The sequence below is a fragment of the Bradyrhizobium sp. WCU1 genome (assembly GCF_053474805.1).
The window spans coordinates 323,789-340,582 of the sequence record NZ_CM130280.1 but is presented as its reverse complement, the minus strand read 5'-3'; the positions used below and the strand labels follow the sequence as shown (position 1 = coordinate 340,582).

Sequence of the window (16,794 nt, the reverse complement as noted above, 5' to 3'; positions counted from 1 at the left end):
TCTTGGCTGGCGAGCGTTGCCCGCAGATCAGTGCGCGTCGGGTGCGACCGCGGGTCCGGTCGCGTGTGCCCGTTGCGGCTGGGTGGTCGCGATCCAGATTCCGGCGAACACGGTGACGATGCCGGCCATCAGATTCCAGCTCAGCGGCTCGCCGAGCAGGGCTGCGCCGACCAGCGAGGCTGCAATCGGATTGACGGTGACCGAGATCGCCACCCGGGTCGGCGTCGTCCGTTCCAGCGCGAACGCCCACAGATAGAAAGTCAGCGCCGCGCCGAAAGCACCGAGATAGGTCGCGCCGAACCATTGCGGCGCGCCGAACTCCGCGACCGGCGCAAAGCTGCCGCGCAGCAGCGAGGCCGTTATCAGGACCACTGCACCAGCCGCCATGGCGAGCGTCGTGAACGGGATCGGGCCGGAGCGACGGATGAAGGGTTTCGACCAGATGCTGTAGAGCGCCATGCACAGCGCGGCCGCGACCATCAACAGATCGCCGCGCCAGGCATCCGGTGGTGCCGTGGCGAGGCCGGAGAGCAGCGCCATCGCGACGCCGAGGATCGTGACCAGGACGCCTACGGTCTTGCGCGCGGTGAGCGGCTCGATGCCGAGCGCCGCGCCGACCAGCATGGTCAGCAGCGGCAGGGTCGAGAGCGCGAGTGCGCCGCGCGCCGCGGTCGTGAAGATCAGCGAGGCGTTGAACAGGATCGGAAACGCCGCGAAGAACAGCAGGCCGAGGCCGGCGACGCCGGGCCAGTCGCGCCGCGGCGGCCAGCTTCCACGATGCAGCAGCGCCAGCGGCAGCAGCAGCAGCACGCCGATGCCGAAACGGAATGCGCCGATCGCCAGCGGATCGATCGCGCCGACCAGGAACCGCGTCGCCCCGATCGAGGTTCCACCGATCGCACTCGACAGCACCGCAGCCAGCACCCCCCAGATTTCGCCCATCCCGCTCGATCCCCCTGTTTTGCTTGCGCAATCTAGGGACGAGGGCATAATCATGGAATGGAATATATTTGATCGAGCAAATCACATATCGTTATGAGCACCCTGGACCCGGATCTCCTGCAGGCCTTTGTCGCGGTGGCGGACCATCGCTCCTTCACCCGCGCGGCATCGGCGCTGGACCGGACCCAATCCGCCGTCAGCATGCAGGTGAAGCGGCTGGAAGAACGGCTGCAGGCCGAGCTGTTTCACCGCAGCACCTCCAGCGTCGACCTCAGTGCGGCCGGCGAAGGGCTGCTCGGTTATGCCCGCCGGATTCTCAGCCTCAACGCCGAGGCGATCGGCCGGGTGCGCGCGCACGGCACCGACGGGCGGGTCCGTCTTGGCGTGATGGACGACTACGGGACCTTGATCGTGCCGCCGCTGCTCAAGGATTTCACCGCCAACTATCCGCTGATCCATGTCGAGATGGAGACCGGGCTGACGTCGTCGATGACGGACCGGCTCGGCGAAGCCTACGACCTCGTGATCGCGATGCACCCCGAGGGGCGCGGCGAGGGCGAGTTGCTGCGCACCGAGCAGGCGGTGTGGGCCGCCAGCGCGGCGCATCGTGTCGAGCAGCTCGATCCGCTGCCGGTCGCGCTGTATCCGCAGGGCTGCCTGTTCAGGGCCTGGGCGATGCAGGCACTCGACGAGGCCGACCGGCCGTGGCGGCTCGCCTTTGTCAGCCACAGCCTGGCCGCGGTCGAGGCGATTGCGGCACAGGGCCTTGCGGTGACCGTGGTCAAGTCGGGCACGTTTCCGCCTGCGCTGCGGCGCCTGACGTCGCGCGACGGCTTGCCGCGACTGCCGCGTGCGGAGATCCGGCTGCACCGCGCGCGAGACCTGTCGCGCGCGGCATCACTATTGGCAGATCACCTGGTCGCCGCGCTCCGCCAGCAAGCGAAGCGCGCGAGTTAGTACGTCGCGCGGCCGCCGGAGATGTCGAACACCGCGCCGGTCGAGAACGCGCAGTCTTCCGATGCCAGCCAGGCCACCATCGCGGCCAGCTCCTCGACCTGGACGAAGCGGGCTTTCGGAATCTTCGACAGCATGAAGTCGATATGCGCTTGCGTCATCTGGTCGAAGATCGCGGTCTTCGCCGCAGCCGGCGTCACCGCGTTGACCAGGATGTCGTGCTGGGCGAGCTCCTTGCCGAGCGATTTGGTCAGCGCGATCAGGCCGGCCTTCGACGACGAATAATGCGCGGCGTTCGGATTGCCTTCCTTGCCGGCGATCGAGGCGATGTTGACGATGCGGCCGTACTTCTGGCCGATCATGGTCGGCACGACCGCCTTGCAACAGATGAAGGGACCCTCGAGATTGATGCGCATCACCCGGCGCCAGTCGTCGAGATCGGTTTCCCAGACCGGCTTGTTGGCGCCGGTGATGCCGGCGTTGTTGACGAGGATGTCGATCTTGCCGAATGCCCTGAGCGTCTGATCGCGCGCGGCGTCGACCGCGGCGGGATCGGCGACGTCGGTCTTGATCGCGATCACGTTCTCGCCGATCGCCCGCGCGGTCTTCTCCGCCAGCGGCTGGTCGAAATCCCAGATTGCGACCTTGGCGCCGGATGCGACGAAGCGCTCGGTAATGGCGCGGCCGAACCCCTGCGCACCGCCGGTGACCACGGCGCAGCGGCCGTCGAGATCGATCTTGTTCATGCTGAATGCCTTTGCGTGCCTGTCAGAGCATGAAGCCGCCGTCGACGACCATGTCGACACCGGTGGTGAAGGCGGCTTCGTCACTCGCAAGATACACCGCCATGGCTGCGATCTCCTCGGCGGTGCCGAGCCGGCCCATCTTCTGGCGGGCGACGAACTTCTCGCGTCCGTCCGGGCCGGCGGCAGCCGCGCGCTCCAGCATCGAGGGCGTCTCGACGGTGCCGGGACAGATCGCGTTGCAGCGGATGCCCTGGGTGATGAAGTCGAGCGCGACCGCGCGCGTGAGCAGCGAAACCGCCGCCTTCGACGCGCTGTAGACGTAGCGATTGGCCGGCGGCCGCAACGCCGCGCAGGACGAAATGTTGACGATGTTGCCGCCGCCGCCTGCCAGCATCGCAGGCAGAAACGCCTTGATGGTTCGGTGCATGGATTTGACGTTGAGATCGAACGAGAAGTCGAAGTCTTCGTCGGAGCACTCCAGAATGGTGCCGTGATGCACGAAGCCAGCAGCATTGAGCAGGATGTCGATCTTGCCAACGCGCTTGGCGAAGCTGTTGACGTCGGCCGTGCTGCGAACGTCGAGCCGCGCGGTCTCGGCGATGCCGTCCTTGCCCAGCGTGGCGATGCCGCTCTCATTGATGTCGGTGGCGATCACGGTCGCGCCTTCGCGCGCGAATGCGATCGCGCATGCGCGCCCGATGCCGGCCGCCGCGGCGGTGACCACGGCGCGTTTGCCCTTCAGTCTGTCTGACATTTGTCTCTCTCCCGGTTTCTCGGGTCATTCCGGGACGCGCGCAGCGCGGGCCCGGAATCCATACTCCCGATCGTGGTTATGGATTCCGGGGTCAGCCCTGCGGGCTGCCCCGGAATGACGGTGATGCTCTAGTGATTGTCCCGCGCCACGCCGACCTTGCCGGCAATGTCGTGGTAACGTGTCGCGAGCTCGAGGCAGGCGCCGGTGGCGTGCTGGCCGACGGTCTGGCGGTAGAGCTCCTGCCACGGCGTCTGGTTGGCCGGGTGCGGGAAGCCGCCCTTGGCCTTCAGCTCGGCGCGGCGGGTGCGCAGCTCATCTTCCGAGGTCATGATGTTGGCGCTGCCCTTGTTGAGGTCGATGCGCACCTTGTCGCCGCTCCTCAGGATCGCGAGCCCGCCATCGGCGGCGGCCTCCGGCGAGGCGTTGAGGATCGAGGGCGAGCCCGAGGTGCCGGACTGCCGGCCGTCGCCGATGCAGGGCAGGGACAGGATGCCGCGTTTGATCAGCGCGGCCGGCGGCTGCATGTTCACCACTTCGGCGCCGCCGGGATAGCCGATCGGGCCGGTGCCGCGAATGAACAGGATGCAGTGCTCGTCGATGTCGAGCGCGGGATCCTCGATCCGCGCGTGATAATCCTCCGGGCCCTCGAACACGACGGCGCGGCCCTCGAAGGCGTTGAGGTCCTTCGGGTTGGACAGATAACGGTCGCGGAATTCCTTCGAGATCACGCTGGTCTTCATGATCGCGGAATCAAACAGATTGCCGCGCAGCACGATGAAGCCGGCGTCCTTCACCAGCGGCTTGTCGTAGCCCCAGATCACGTCGCCATCGGGCTGCGGCGCTTCCTTGCAATTCTCACCCATGGTGCGGCCGTTGACGGTGAGGGCGCCTTCATGGATGCGCTTGTGCTTGATCAGCTCGCGCACGACAGACGGTACGCCGCCGGCGCGGTGGTACTCCTCGCCGAGATAGAAGCCGGCCGGCTGCATGTTCACCAGCAGCGGAATGTCATGTCCGTATTTCTGCCAGTCGTCGATCGACAGCTCGACGCCGACATGGCGCGCCAGCGCATTGATGTGGATCGGCGCGTTGGTCGAACCGCCGATCGCGGAGTTGACCACGATGCAGTTCTCGAACGCTTCGCGGGTCAGGAAGTCCGACGGCTTGAGGTCTTCCCAGACCATGTCGACGATGCGCTTGCCGGTCTCGTAGGCGATCTGGCCACGCTCGCGATAGGGCGCCGGGATCGCCGCGCAGCCCGGCAGCGAGAAGCCGAGTGCCTCGGCCAGCGAGTTCATCGTGGAGGCGGTGCCCATCGTGTTGCAGTGGCCGACCGAGGGCGCCGAGGAGGCCACGATCTCGAGGAACTGCTCATAGTCGATCTCGCCCGCGGCGAGCCGCTCGCGCGCCTTCCACACCACGGTGCCGGAGCCGGTGCGCTGGCCTTCGTGCCAGCCATTCAGCATCGGGCCGCCCGACAGCACGATCGCCGGCAGGTTCACGGTCGCAGCCGCCATCATGCAGGCCGGCGTGGTCTTGTCGCAGCCGGTGGTCAGCACCACGCCATCGAGCGGATAGCCGAACAGGATCTCGACGAGGCCGAGATAGGCGAGGTTGCGGTCGAGCGCCGCGGTCGGGCGCTTGCCGGTCTCCTGGATCGGATGGGTCGGAAACTCCATCGCGATGCCGCCGGTGGCGCGGATGCCCTCGCGAACGCGGTGGGCGAGCTCGAGGTGATGCCGGTTGCAGGGCGACAGGTCATTGCCGGTCTGTGCGATGCCGATGATAGGCTTGCCCGACTGCAATTCCTCGCGGGTCAGGCCGTAATTGAGGTAGCGCTCGAGATAGAGCGCGGTCATGCCCGGATTGTGCGGGTTGTCGAACCATTCCTGCGAGCGGAGCCGGCGGCCCTTGCCCTTTGTGGTCTCGCCTGCGGCGCTGTGCCCGTTGGTGTGGGGTTTTGTCATTGGTCTCTCCCGCAATGCAAATCTTGCTGGGCCCATTCAAGGGCTCTGGTTCAACGTTGTTCTACCTTGCGCAAATCGTCGGGCATTACAAACCCAGGCGATCACGCACAGGTGTTTCGATGGATGGATTGGACCTTAGTTGAAGGCGCTTGGTTGCGCTATCATTTTGTCATTTTTCGCGTCCTTGTGACGGGCTGGTATCGGGTGGATGTCAGCTGCGTCGCGCCGAGCTTTGCCGTTCCATGACACTGAAGCCGAGATCGACGACGGACTCAGTGGGGCGGCGGCCTTCCAGCGTCTCCAGCACCATCATGGCAGCGTTTCTGCCCATTTCGTAGCGATTGGTGCGCACGCTGCTCAGCGTCGGCTCGCTCGAGGCCATGAATTCGAGGTCGTTGAAGCCGACGATCGCCATCTGCTCCGGCACCGTCATGTGGCGGCGCTTGCATTCGAACAGCGCGCCGAGCGCCAAGTCGTCATTGACGCAGAACACCGCGTCGATGTCGGGTGCCTGGGCGAGCAGGTCGGCAAACAGCGTCCCGCCCAGCGTCACCGAGGTCGGTATCGCCGTGGTGACGATGAGCTGCGGATCGAACAGCGCGGCGTCCGTCATCGCGGCGCGATAGCCGTCGAGCCGCCGCTGCACCCGCGGATCCATTCGCGCGCCGAGGAAGCCGATGCGCCGGTAGCCCTGCGCAAGGAGGTGGGCGATCGCAGCTTTTGCTGCGTCAAAGTGCGAGAATCCGATCATCATGTCGATCGGCGAGGGGCCGACCTCCATGATCTGCACGATCGGGCAGTCCACGGCCTCCATGACGCGGTGGGAATCGGCGGTCTGGTTGATGCCGGTAATGATCAGCCCAGCCGGCTTCTGTGCCAGAAATAGACGCAGCAGGCGCTCTTCCTGCAGGATGCTGTAGCGGGTGTTGGCGAGCTGAATGCTGTAGCGGCTGCCGTCGAGCGCGTCATAGATGCCGCGCAGTACGTCGGCGAACACGTTGTTGGTGAGCGACGGGATCAGGACACCGATCACCTCGGTACGCTGCGACGCAAGCGCGCGTGCCGCGAGATTGGGCACGTAACCGAGTTCTTTTGCCGCACTCTCGACCCGGGCGCGCTTGCCGGCCGAAAGCGCGTCCGGATTCCTGAAGAAGCGCGAGGCCGTAATCGGACTGACGCCGGCGAGCTTCGCGACTTCGGCGAGCCGGATCTTGCCAGGCGTGATGCGCTTTCGGGCCATTTGCCGCTCATATCACGACGTTCGTCGCAGACAAACCGATATTGACAGCGCTACCAAGCGATTGCTAATCCAACGATTGCCAAAACCGGATAAACTGCGGACAATATCGTCAGTCCAACAGAGCCGCGCGCCCAGCGTGGCCGGAACAAAACAGAGCGGTGGCGGCACTCGTCGTACGTCGTCGGTAACTTGAGGGAGGGAAGTGGATGTCGTCGGTCCAGATTCGCGACGTGCGCAAGTCGTTCGGCAATTTTGAAGTCCTGCACGGCGTGTCGATCCCGATCGAGGACGGCGAGTTCGTCGTGCTGGTCGGCCCTTCAGGTTGCGGCAAGTCGACCCTGCTGCGCATGCTGGCGGGACTCGAGAACATCACCTCAGGAACGATCTCGATCGGCGATCGCGTCGTCAACAATGTCCAGCCCAAAGAGCGCGACATTGCGATGGTGTTCCAGAACTACGCGCTTTATCCGCACATGACGGTCGCCGACAATATGGGCTTCTCGTTGAAGCTGCGCGGCGCCAAGCCCGAGGAAATCTCGACCGGCGTCAAGCGCGCGGCGGAAATCCTCGCTTTGACCCCGCTGCTTGAGCGCTATCCGCGGCAACTCTCCGGCGGCCAGCGCCAGCGTGTTGCAATGGGCCGCGCCATCGTGCGCGATCCGCAGGTGTTCCTGTTCGACGAGCCGCTGTCGAACCTCGACGCCAAGCTGCGCGTCGCGATGCGCACCGAGATCAAGGAACTGCACCAGCGGCTGAAGACCACGACGGTCTACGTCACCCACGACCAGATCGAGGCCATGACCATGGCCGACAAAATCGTGGTGATGCATGACGGCATCGTCGAGCAGATGGGCTCGCCGCTCGAGCTCTACGACAGGCCCGCGAACCAGTTCGTGGCCGGTTTCATCGGCTCGCCGGCAATGAACTTCCTCAAGGGCAATGTCAAGGTCAACGGCGCCGCCTATTTCGAGGGACCGAACGGCGTCAAGCTGCCGCTGAAATCCGCGCCGGCCAATTCCGACGGCAAGCCGGCGGTGTACGGCGTTCGGCCCGAGCATTTCACCATCGCCGATGACGGCGCCGAGGCAGAGATCGTGGTGGTCGAGCCGACCGGATCGGAGACGCAGGTGTTCGCCAAGCTCGGCGGCGAGCAGGTCGTCGCGGTGTTCCGCGAGCGCCATCTGTTCAATCCCGGCGACAAGGTCCGGCTCAAGCCGGATCCGGCGCTGGTCCATCTGTTCGACGATGGTACCGGCAAGCGGCTGAACAGCTGAGCGATGCCGCGCCAGCACGCAGCGTCAGCGCATCCTGGTGACGAGACTATCGGCCTGCCGTTTTTCGGCGGGGCATGCGACGTCTGAAACGACAACCAAAAAACGGGAGAAAATTGCCAATGTCGATTTTTAGTACGGACCGCCGTTCGCTGCTCAAGGGCGGTGCGACCATGCTGGCTGCCGCGGCGACGATGTCGAGCGATCAGCTGCTCGGCTATGCCAAGGCCTGGGCGCAGACTTCGCAGTGGAAGCCGGAGCCGGGCGCCAAGATCAACCTGCTGCGCTGGAAGCGCTTCGTGGAAGCCGAGGACGTGGCCTTCATGAAGATCGTCGACGCGTTCCAGAAGGCCAACAACGTCACGATCAACGTCTCCAACGAATCCTACGACGACATCCAGCCGAAGGCCTCGGTGGCGGCCAATACGGGGCAGGGCCTCGACATGGTCTGGGGCCTCTATTCGCTGCCCTTCCTGTTCCCGAGCAAGTGCGTCGACGTCACCGACGTCGCCGACTATCTCGGCAAGAAGTGCGGCGGCTGGGCCGATTCCGGCAAGGCGTACGGCATGCTGAACGGCAAGTGGATCGGCATTCCGGTCGCGGCCACCGGCGGCCTCGTCAACTATCGGGTCGCGGCCATGGAGAAGGCCGGCCACAAGGAATTCCCGAAGGACCTCGCCGGCTTTGCCGATCTGGTGAAGGGCATGAACAAGAACGGTACCCCGGCCGGCATGGCGCTCGGCCACGCCTCGGGCGACGCCAATGGCTGGCTGCACTGGGCGCTCTGGGCGCATGGCGGCAAGCTGATCGACAAGGACAACAAGGTCGTCGTCAACTCGCCGGAGACAGCGAAGTCGCTCGAATACGTCAAGGGCCTTTACGACAATTTCGTGCCGGGCACCGCGTCATGGAACGACAGCTCCAACAACAAAGCGTTCCTGGCCGGGCAGCTGCATCTGACCGTCAACGGCATTTCAATCTATGTCACGGCGAAGAAGGAAAATCCGCAGATCGCCGAGGACATGAACCACGCCCATCTGCCGGCCGGGCTCGACGGTAAGACGCGCGAGTTGCATCTCGGCTTCCCGATCCTGATCTTCAGTTTCTCGAAATATCCGCAGACCTGCAAGGCGTTCACGGCCTTTATGCTGGAGCCGGATCAGTTCAATCCGTGGATCGAGGCGGCGCAGGGTTACCTGTCGCACTTCCTGCTCGGCTACGACAAGAACCCGGTCTGGACCGCGGATCCGAAGACGACGCCGTATCAAAGCGTGGCGCAGACCGCGTCGACCCCGGCAGGCGAGGCGCAGATGAGCGAGAACGCCGCGGCTGCGATCGCCGATTTCGTCGTGGTCGACATGTTTGCGAACTATTGCACCGGTCGCGAGGATGTGAAGACCGCGATGGCTTCGGCCGAGCGCGCGGCCAAGCGTATCTTCCGCTGAGCGACGGCCGGCGCTGCAAAGCGCCGGTGATCGGAATTGCAGCAAACGGAAGCGACACCCGGTCTGGATTGGCCGGGTGTCGCTGTCCGGTTTGGAGTTGAGAGCGAATGAGCACTGTCCAGACATCAATGCCGGCGCGCGCTGCCGCAACGGGTGAGCCGTCGGCATGGTCGCGGCTCAAGGGAAACCGCAATTGGGCGGCGTTCTGGTTCATGCTGCCGACGGCGGCATTCCTGATCCTGTTCCTGGCTTATCCTCTCGGCCTTGGCGTCTGGATGAGCTTCACCGACGAGCGCATCGGGCGCGCCGGAGCCTTTATCGGTGTCGAGAATTACCAGTGGCTGTGGGACGACTCGATCTTCTGGCTGTCGGTGTTCAACACCCTGCTTTACACGCTGATCGCAAGCGCCATCAAATTCGCGATCGGACTCTATCTCGCGCTGCTGTTGAACCGGCACATGCCGTTCAAGGCGGTGATCCGCTCGATCGTGCTGATCCCGTTCATCGTGCCGACCGTGCTGTCGGCGATCGCGTTCTGGTGGATCTACGATTCGCAGTTCTCGATCATCTCTTGGTCGCTGATCAAGCTCGGACTGATCCACAGCAACATCAACTTCCTCGGCGACACGGAGTGGGCGCGGGCGAGCGTGATCTTCGCCAACGTCTGGCGTGGCGTTCCGTTTGTCGCGATCACGCTGCTGGCCGGCCTGCAGACGGTCTCGCCATCGCTTTATGAGGCCGCCACGCTCGACGGTGCCACCGGCTGGCAGCGCTTTCGCTTCATCACTTATCCGCTGCTGACCCCGATCATCGCCGTGGTGATGACCTTCTCGGTGCTATTCACCTTCACCGATTTCCAGTTGATCTGGGCATTGACCCGCGGCGGCCCGGTCAACGCCACGCATCTGATGGCGACGCTGAGCTATCAACGCGGCATCATCAGCGGGCGGCTCGGCGAGGGCGCCGCGATCGCCACCGCGATGATTCCCTTCCTGGTGGCGGCCATCGCCATCTCCTGGTTCGGAATGCAGCGCCGCAAATGGCAGCAAGGATCGAGCAATGACTGATTCAACCTTGCAATCGAAGGCCGTGACCAACACCGGCGATGCCACCGAAGGCATGAACTATCTGGAGTCGCTGCCGCGACGCCTCGTTACGCTCTATTTGCCGCTGTTCATCATCCTCGTGGTGCTGCTGTTCCCGTTCTATTGGATGGTGCTGACGTCGATCAAGCCGGACGAGCAGCTCATCGACATGGACAAGTTCAACCCGTTCTGGGTGATCCATCCGACCTTCAAGCACATCAGCAAGCTGCTGTTCGAAACCCAGTATCCGCGCTGGCTTTGGAACACGATGTATGTCGCTGTCGGCGCGACCTTCCTTTCCATCGTCGCCAGCGTGCTGTCGGCCTACGCGATCACGCGGCTGCGCTTCAAGGGTGCGGAGGCCGTTGGTGTCCTGATCTTCTTCGCTTATCTGGTGCCGCCATCGATCCTGTTCATCCCGCTGGCGTCGGTGATCCAGGCCTACGGGCTGTTCGATTCGCCGCTGTCGTTGATCCTGGTCTATCCGACGCTGCTGATCCCGTTCTCGACCTGGCTCCTGATGGGTTACTTCAAGACCATCCCCTATGAGCTGGAAGAGTGCGCATTGATCGACGGCGCGTCGCGCTGGCAGATCCTGGTCAAGATCATCGTGCCGTTGGCGATCCCGGGCCTGATCTCCGCTTTCATATTCTCGTTCACGCTATGCTGGAACGAGTTCATCTATGCGCTGACATTCCTGCAATCGACACCGAACAAGACGGTTCCGGTCGCGATCGTCAACGAGTTCGTCGATGGCGACATCTACAAATGGGGCTCGTTGATGGCCGGAGCGCTGGTCGGCTCGTTGCCGCTGGTTATTCTTTACGCGTTCTTCGTTGAGCATTATGTGTCGGCCATGACGGGCGCCGTGAAGGAATAACGCGCCCACTCTGGACCGTGGAAGAACAAGAAAAGGAGACGCGTCGTGCACATTCTGATCCTGGGTGCCGCCGGCATGGTCGGTCGCAAGCTCACCGAACGCCTGCTGCGTGAGGGCCGTCTCGGCAAGCAGGACATCAGCAAGATGACCTTGCAGGACGTGGTCGCGCCGGCCAAGCCCGCGAATGCCGCGATCCCGGTCAATGTCGTCGCATCCGACTTCGCTAATGCCGGCGCTGCTGCGCCGCTGATCGCCGAGCGCCCCGACGTGATCTTCCATCTCGCCGCGATCGTCTCGGGCGAGGCGGAGGCGGAGTTCGACAAGGGCTACCGGATCAATCTCGACGGCACCCGCTACCTGATCGACGCGATCCGCGCCGTCGGCGGCGGCTATAAGCCGCGGCTGGTGTTCACCTCCTCGATCGCGGTGTTCGGCGCCCCGTTCCCTGAGAAGATCGGCGACGAGTTCTTTCACACGCCGCTGACCAGCTATGGCACGCAGAAGTCGATCTGCGAGCTCCTGATCAACGACTATACCCGCAAGGGTCTGCTCGACGGGATATCCATCCGCCTGCCGACGATCTGCGTGCGCCCGGGCAAGCCGAACAAGGCGGCGTCCGGCTTCTTCTCCAACATCATCCGCGAACCGCTGGCGGGCGAGGAGGCGGTCCTGCCGGTGTCCGAGGACGTTCGGCACTGGCACGCCTCGCCGAAATCGGCGGTCGGATTCCTGGTCCATGCCGGCACCATGGACCTCAACGCGATGGGACCGCGGCGCAATCTCAGCATGCCCGGGATGTCCGTCTCCGTCGGCGAGCAGATCGCAGCGCTGGAGCGGGTGGCCGGCAAGAACGTCACCGCGCGGATCAAGCGGGTGCCCGATCCGACCATCATCAGCATCGTCTCTGGCTGGCCGCGCGATTTCGCCACCGAGCGCGCGCTGAAGCTCGGCTTCACCACCGCCGAGAAGACCTTCGACGACATCATCCGCATCCACATCGAGGACGAGCTCGGCGGCAAGTTTGCTGCTTAGCTCCGCAGGCGCACGGGTCTTGCTATGACCAGGGTTGCCAGCATCGGCGAATGCATGATCGAGCTGCGTCAGGCGACGGGCGGCCAGCCCGGCGGGCTGTATTCGCGCTCCTATGGCGGCGACACGCTGAACACCGCGGTCTATCTGTCGCGGCTCGGCGTCCACATCGACTATATCACGGCGCTCGGCGACGACGGGCTCAGTGATGAGATGATCGCCGGCTGGGCGGCGGAAGGCATCGGCACCAAGCATGTCGCGCGATTGGCAGGCAAGCTGCCCGGGCTCTATCTGATCCAGACCGACGACAAGGGCGAGCGGCGCTTCTTCCACTGGCGCGATAGCGCCGCCGCCCGTGAGCTGATGGACCTTCCGGAGACGGACGACATCCTGAACTCGCTCGCGACCTACGATATCGTCTATCTCTCCGCGATCACGCTCTCGATCCTGCGCGAGGACGGGCGCGAGCGGCTGATGGCTGCGCTGAAGCGGGCGCGGCTCCTGGGCACGCGTTTCGCATTCGACACCAATTTCCGCGCCCGCGGCTGGCCGGACCTGGGCGTCGCGCGAAGCGTCTTCAGCAGCGCATTCGACACCGCCGATATCGTGCTGGCGTCGACCGAAGACCTCGCACCGCTCTATCCCGGCGAGAGCAACACGGCGCTGCTCGCCGGCATTTCGAGCCCCGAGGTGGTGCTCAAGCTTGCCGAGCCCGCCTGCATCGTGCGCTCCGCTACCGGGACGACCGAGGTGAGGGCGGAGCCGCTCATCAAGCCGGTGGTTGACACCACGGCGGCCGGCGACAGTTTTGCCGCAGCCTACCTTGCTGCGCGGCTCGGTGGCGCCGAGCCCGCAGAGGCGGCGCGCGCCGGTCATCGTCTGGCCGGTGTCGTGGTGTGCTATCCCGGCGCGATCATTCCACGCTACGCCATGCCGCCGAAGAAGGCGCCTCGTCCCCCACCATCCCGCAAGGCCTCGCAATGACAACGACATCGAAGCAGGACCAGATCGCCGAGCTGATCCGCCGGGCCACCGTGATCCCGGTGCTGACCATCGAGCGGGTCGAGGACGCCGTCCCGCTCGCCAGGGCGCTGGTCGCCGGCGGCGTGCGCACGCTCGAGGTGACGCTGCGTACGCCGGTCGCGGCCGATGCGGCCAAAGCCATCATCGCCGAGGTGCCCGACGCGGTGGTCGGGATCGGCACCATCCTCAATGCCGGTGATCTGGCGCGCGCCGAGGCGCTCGGCGCCAAATTCGGCATCAGCCCGGGCGCGACGCCCGAGCTGCTGAAGGCGGTGGCTGCCAGCCGGCTGCCGTTCGCGCCGGGGATCGCGACCGCGTCCGAGCTCATGCAGGCGCTGGCGCACGGCTTCGACGTCGTCAAATTCTTCCCGGCCGAGCAGGCCGGCGGTATCAAGGCACTGCGGGCCTTGGCCGGTCCATTCCCGAATGTCAGGGTCTGCCCGACCGGCGGCATTGGCGAGGCCAATGCGGCGACCTGGCTTGCCGAGGCCAACGTGCTCGCGGTCGGCGGCTCCTGGCTGTGCCCGGCGGCCGATATCCGCGCCGGCAACTGGGCGGGCATAACCGCCATGTGCGCCAAGGCGATGAAAACGCTGAAAGCCGGCTGAAGATACGCTACATAACTCCCGAACAGGAACAGGGAGATACGGCCATGACAGCAGCCAGCATTGTGGGTTGGGCGCACACGCCATTCGGCAAGTTCGACGTGGAGACCGTCGAAAGCCTCGTCGTCAAGGTCGCCAATGAGGCGCTGGCCGATGCCGGCATTGCCGCATCCGATGTCGACGAGATCATGCTCGGCCATTTCAACGCCGGCTTCTCGCCGCAGGATTTCACGGCCTCGCTGGTGCTGCAGGCCAATCCGGCGCTGCGCTTCAAGCCGACGACGCGGGTCGAGAACGCCTGCGCCACCGGTTCGGCCGCCGTGCACCAGGGCATTCGCGCCATCGAGGCGGGTGCCGCCAAGATCGTGCTGGTCGTCGGCGTCGAGCAGATGACCAAGACGCCGGGCCCTGAGATTGGCAAGAACCTGTTGAAGGCGTCGTATCTGCCCGAGGACGGCGATACGGTCGGCGGTTTCGCCGGGGTGTTCGGCAAGATCGCGCAGTCCTATTTCCAGAAATACGGCGACCAGTCGGACGCGCTGGCGATGATCGCGGCGAAGAACCACAAGAACGGCGTCGCCAATCCCTATGCGCAGATGCGCAAGGATTTCGGCTTCGAGTTCTGCCGCGCCGAGAGCGAGAAGAACCCCTATGTCGCCGGACCCTTGAAGCGCACCGACTGCTCGCTGGTGTCGGACGGCGCCGCCGCGCTGGTGCTGACCGACGCCGAGACCGCCAGGAGCATGGGCAAGGCGGTGAACATCCGCGCCACTGCGCATGCGCAGGATTTCCTGCCGATGTCCAAGCGCGACATCCTGCAGTTCGAAGGCTGCACCGTTGCGTGGCAGCGCGCGCTGGACAAGGCCGGCCTGCAACTCTCCGATCTGTCCTTCGTCGAGACCCACGATTGCTTCACGGTCGCCGAACTGATCGAATATGAAGCGATGGGCCTGACGCCGAAGGGGCAGGGTGCGCGCGCCATCAAGGAAGGTTGGACCCAGAAGGACGGCAAGCTGCCGGTCAATCCATCCGGCGGCCTCAAGGCCAAGGGCCATCCGATCGGCGCCACCGGCGTTTCGATGCATGTGATGAGCGCGATGCAGCTCGCCGGCCAGGCGCCGGAGGGCATGCAGCTCAAGAACCCGCAAATCGGCGGCATCTTCAACATGGGCGGTGCTGCGGTCGCCAATTACGTCTCGATCCTCGAGCCGGCCAAGTAGCTTGACCGGCCAAGTAGCTTGAACATTGCCGAATGGCTGGCGGCGACGGCGCGGGCACGCCCCGATGCGCCGGCGCTGCTGACCGGCTTCGATCTCGACGCCGATTACGCGACCTTCGCCCGCCGCGCCGCCTCGATCGGGGCGGCGCTGGCGCACGATCATGGTATTGCCGCCGGCGACCGCGTCGCGTTGTTTGCGTCGAACTGCACGCAATATCTCGAATGCCTCTACGGCATCTGGTGGATCGGCGCCGTCGCGATCCCGATCAACGCCAAGCTGCACGGCCGCGAGGCGGCGTGGATCTGCGGCAATGGTGGCGCGAGGCTTGCTTTCGTGTCCGATGACACGATCGACGCACTGACCGAAGCCCGGGACGATTGCCCCGCCGCCATGACCCTGCTGTCGGTCGACAGCGACGCGTACAGGGCGATGCGAAGGGGCGAGGGCGCGCCCGCGCCGCTGCCGCGCGAAAGCAACGATCTCGCCTGGCTGTTCTATACGTCGGGCACGACAGGCCGCCCCAAGGGCGTGATGCTCAGCCACGGCAATCTGCTTGCGATGTCGCTGTGCTATCTCGCCGACGTTGACCAAGCGACGCCGAACGACGCCTCGCTCTATGCCGCGCCGATTTCGCATGGCGCAGGCCTCTATAATTTCCCGCATGTCCGCATGGGCGGCCGCCACGTCGTTCCTGAAACCGGCGGCTTCGATCCGGACGAGGTGCTCAACCTCGGCCGCCAGCTCGACAATGTCGTGATGTTTGCAGCGCCCACCATGGTGCGCCGGCTGGTCGATGCCGCCAGGAAGCGCGGCGAGAACGGCGAAGGGCTGCGCACCATCATCTATGGCGGCGGCCCGATGTACACCGTCGACATCAGGGATGCGATGGCGACGATGGGCCCGCGCTTCGTGCAGATCTACGGCCAGGGCGAGTCGCCGATGACCATCACGGCGCTGTCGCGTGACTGGCATCGCGCCAGCGATCATCCGCGCTATCTCGAACGGCTGGCGTCGGTGGGGACCGCGCAGAGCGTCGTCACCGTCCGCATCACCGACAAGGACGGCACGCCGCTGCCCGCCGGCGAGACCGGCGAGATCGAGGTCAAGGGTTTGACCGTGATGCTCGGCTACTGGAACAACCCGAAGGCCAATGCCGAGACGCTGAGGGACGGCTGGCTGCGCACCGGCGACGTCGGCCGGCTCGACGCCGACGGCTTCCTGACGCTGTCGGACCGCTCCAAGGACGTCATCATCTCCGGCGGCACCAACATCTATCCGCGCGAGGTCGAGGAAGCGCTGCTGACGCATCCCGACGTCCGCGAAGTCTCGGCGATCAGCGTGCCGGATCCGGAATGGGGCGAGATCGTCGTCGCCTGCGTCGTGCTGGAGGATGGTGTCACCGCCGACGACGGCAGGCTCGACGCGCACTGCCTTGCCTCGATCGCCCGCTTCAAGCGGCCGAAACGCTACGTCTATCTCGATGCCCTGCCGAAGAACAATTACGGCAAGGTGCTGAAGACCGCGCTGCGGGAGATGATGGCCAAGCAGGCGTAAATCGCCCGGCGCGGCGTCGCGGGGGGATAGGCCGATGCGTCCAGTCGCGCTAAGCTTGGAACAGGCTTCGGAGACTGCA

15 protein-coding genes are annotated in these 16,794 nt (G+C 64.9%); 10 read left to right on the top strand and 5 right to left on the bottom strand.

Annotation, left to right across the window (positions count from 1 at the left end):
* Positions 1–27 precede the first annotated feature (27 nt).
* Positions 28–942 (bottom strand): DMT family transporter, encoded by a 915-nt coding sequence (locus ACTUWL_RS01685; RefSeq protein ID WP_021081091.1) that lies wholly within the window; start codon positions 940–942, stop codon positions 28–30.
* 93 nt (positions 943–1,035) lie between these two features.
* Here ACTUWL_RS01685 and ACTUWL_RS01680 point away from each other — a divergent pair, with 93 nt between their 5' ends.
* Entirely contained in the window at positions 1,036–1,899 is an 864-nt protein-coding gene (locus ACTUWL_RS01680) for a LysR substrate-binding domain-containing protein (protein ID WP_021081090.1), read from the top strand.
* On the opposite strand, the gene ACTUWL_RS01675 is transcribed toward ACTUWL_RS01680, so the two are convergent.
* The 4 genes from ACTUWL_RS01675 to ACTUWL_RS01660 all read right to left on the bottom strand — a co-directional run bounded on the left by ACTUWL_RS01675 (position 1,896) and on the right by ACTUWL_RS01660 (position 6,603).
* Positions 1,896–2,642 carry an SDR family NAD(P)-dependent oxidoreductase gene (locus tag ACTUWL_RS01675; protein ID WP_021081089.1) on the bottom strand — a complete coding sequence of 249 codons (747 nt, stop codon included), beginning with the start codon at positions 2,640–2,642 and terminating at the stop codon, positions 1,896–1,898. The genes ACTUWL_RS01680 and ACTUWL_RS01675 overlap by 4 nt on opposite strands.
* A gap of 22 nt (positions 2,643–2,664) precedes the next feature.
* Positions 2,665–3,396 carry an SDR family oxidoreductase gene (locus ACTUWL_RS01670; RefSeq protein ID WP_021081088.1) on the bottom strand — a complete coding sequence of 244 codons (732 nt, stop codon included), beginning with the start codon at positions 3,394–3,396 and terminating at the stop codon, positions 2,665–2,667.
* 128 nt (positions 3,397–3,524) lie between these two features.
* The gene (locus ACTUWL_RS01665) at positions 3,525–5,363 is read right to left on the bottom strand and encodes an IlvD/Edd family dehydratase (RefSeq protein WP_021081087.1); all 1,839 of its coding nucleotides are present in this window, start codon (positions 5,361–5,363) and stop codon (positions 3,525–3,527) included.
* 211 nt (positions 5,364–5,574) lie between these two features.
* Positions 5,575–6,603: an HTH-type transcriptional regulator GntR gene (locus ACTUWL_RS01660; protein ID WP_021081086.1), complete on the bottom strand. Its 1,029-nt coding sequence runs from the start codon at positions 6,601–6,603 to the stop codon at positions 5,575–5,577.
* Between the two features lie 206 nt (positions 6,604–6,809).
* Between ACTUWL_RS01660 and ACTUWL_RS01655 the strand changes: the two genes are divergently transcribed.
* The 9 genes from ACTUWL_RS01655 to ACTUWL_RS01615 all read left to right on the top strand — a co-directional run bounded on the left by ACTUWL_RS01655 (position 6,810) and on the right by ACTUWL_RS01615 (position 16,715).
* Positions 6,810–7,877: an ABC transporter ATP-binding protein gene (locus ACTUWL_RS01655; RefSeq protein WP_021081085.1), complete on the top strand. Its 1,068-nt coding sequence runs from the start codon at positions 6,810–6,812 to the stop codon at positions 7,875–7,877.
* A 119-nt stretch (positions 7,878–7,996) separates the two neighbouring features.
* Positions 7,997–9,319, top strand: coding sequence for an ABC transporter substrate-binding protein (locus ACTUWL_RS01650; RefSeq protein ID WP_021081084.1), 1,323 nt, complete (start codon positions 7,997–7,999; stop codon positions 9,317–9,319).
* Positions 9,320–9,426: 107 nt separating this feature from the next.
* Positions 9,427–10,386, top strand: coding sequence for a carbohydrate ABC transporter permease (locus ACTUWL_RS01645; RefSeq protein WP_021081083.1), 960 nt, complete (start codon positions 9,427–9,429; stop codon positions 10,384–10,386).
* A complete protein-coding gene (locus tag ACTUWL_RS01640; protein WP_021081082.1) occupies positions 10,379–11,284 on the top strand; it encodes a carbohydrate ABC transporter permease in 906 nt (301 codons plus the stop codon). Before ACTUWL_RS01645 ends, ACTUWL_RS01640 begins: the two co-directional genes overlap by 8 nt.
* A 45-nt stretch (positions 11,285–11,329) precedes the next feature.
* Positions 11,330–12,316 (top strand): D-erythronate dehydrogenase, encoded by a 987-nt coding sequence (gene denD / locus ACTUWL_RS01635; RefSeq protein WP_021081081.1) that lies wholly within the window; start codon positions 11,330–11,332, stop codon positions 12,314–12,316.
* 24 nt (positions 12,317–12,340) lie between these two features.
* Complete coding sequence (locus ACTUWL_RS01630; protein WP_021081080.1) at positions 12,341–13,297, top strand: sugar kinase; 957 nt, start codon at positions 12,341–12,343, stop codon at positions 13,295–13,297.
* Positions 13,294–13,944: a bifunctional 4-hydroxy-2-oxoglutarate aldolase/2-dehydro-3-deoxy-phosphogluconate aldolase gene (gene eda, locus ACTUWL_RS01625; RefSeq protein ID WP_021081079.1), complete on the top strand. Its 651-nt coding sequence runs from the start codon at positions 13,294–13,296 to the stop codon at positions 13,942–13,944. Before ACTUWL_RS01630 ends, eda begins: the two co-directional genes overlap by 4 nt.
* 44 nt (positions 13,945–13,988) lie before the next feature.
* Positions 13,989–15,161, top strand: coding sequence for an acetyl-CoA acetyltransferase (locus tag ACTUWL_RS01620; protein WP_021081078.1), 1,173 nt, complete (start codon positions 13,989–13,991; stop codon positions 15,159–15,161).
* Positions 15,162–15,179: 18 nt separating this feature from the next.
* A complete protein-coding gene (locus tag ACTUWL_RS01615) occupies positions 15,180–16,715 on the top strand; it encodes a class I adenylate-forming enzyme family protein (RefSeq protein ID WP_021081077.1) in 1,536 nt (511 codons plus the stop codon).
* The last annotated feature ends 79 nt before the right edge of the window (positions 16,716–16,794 follow it).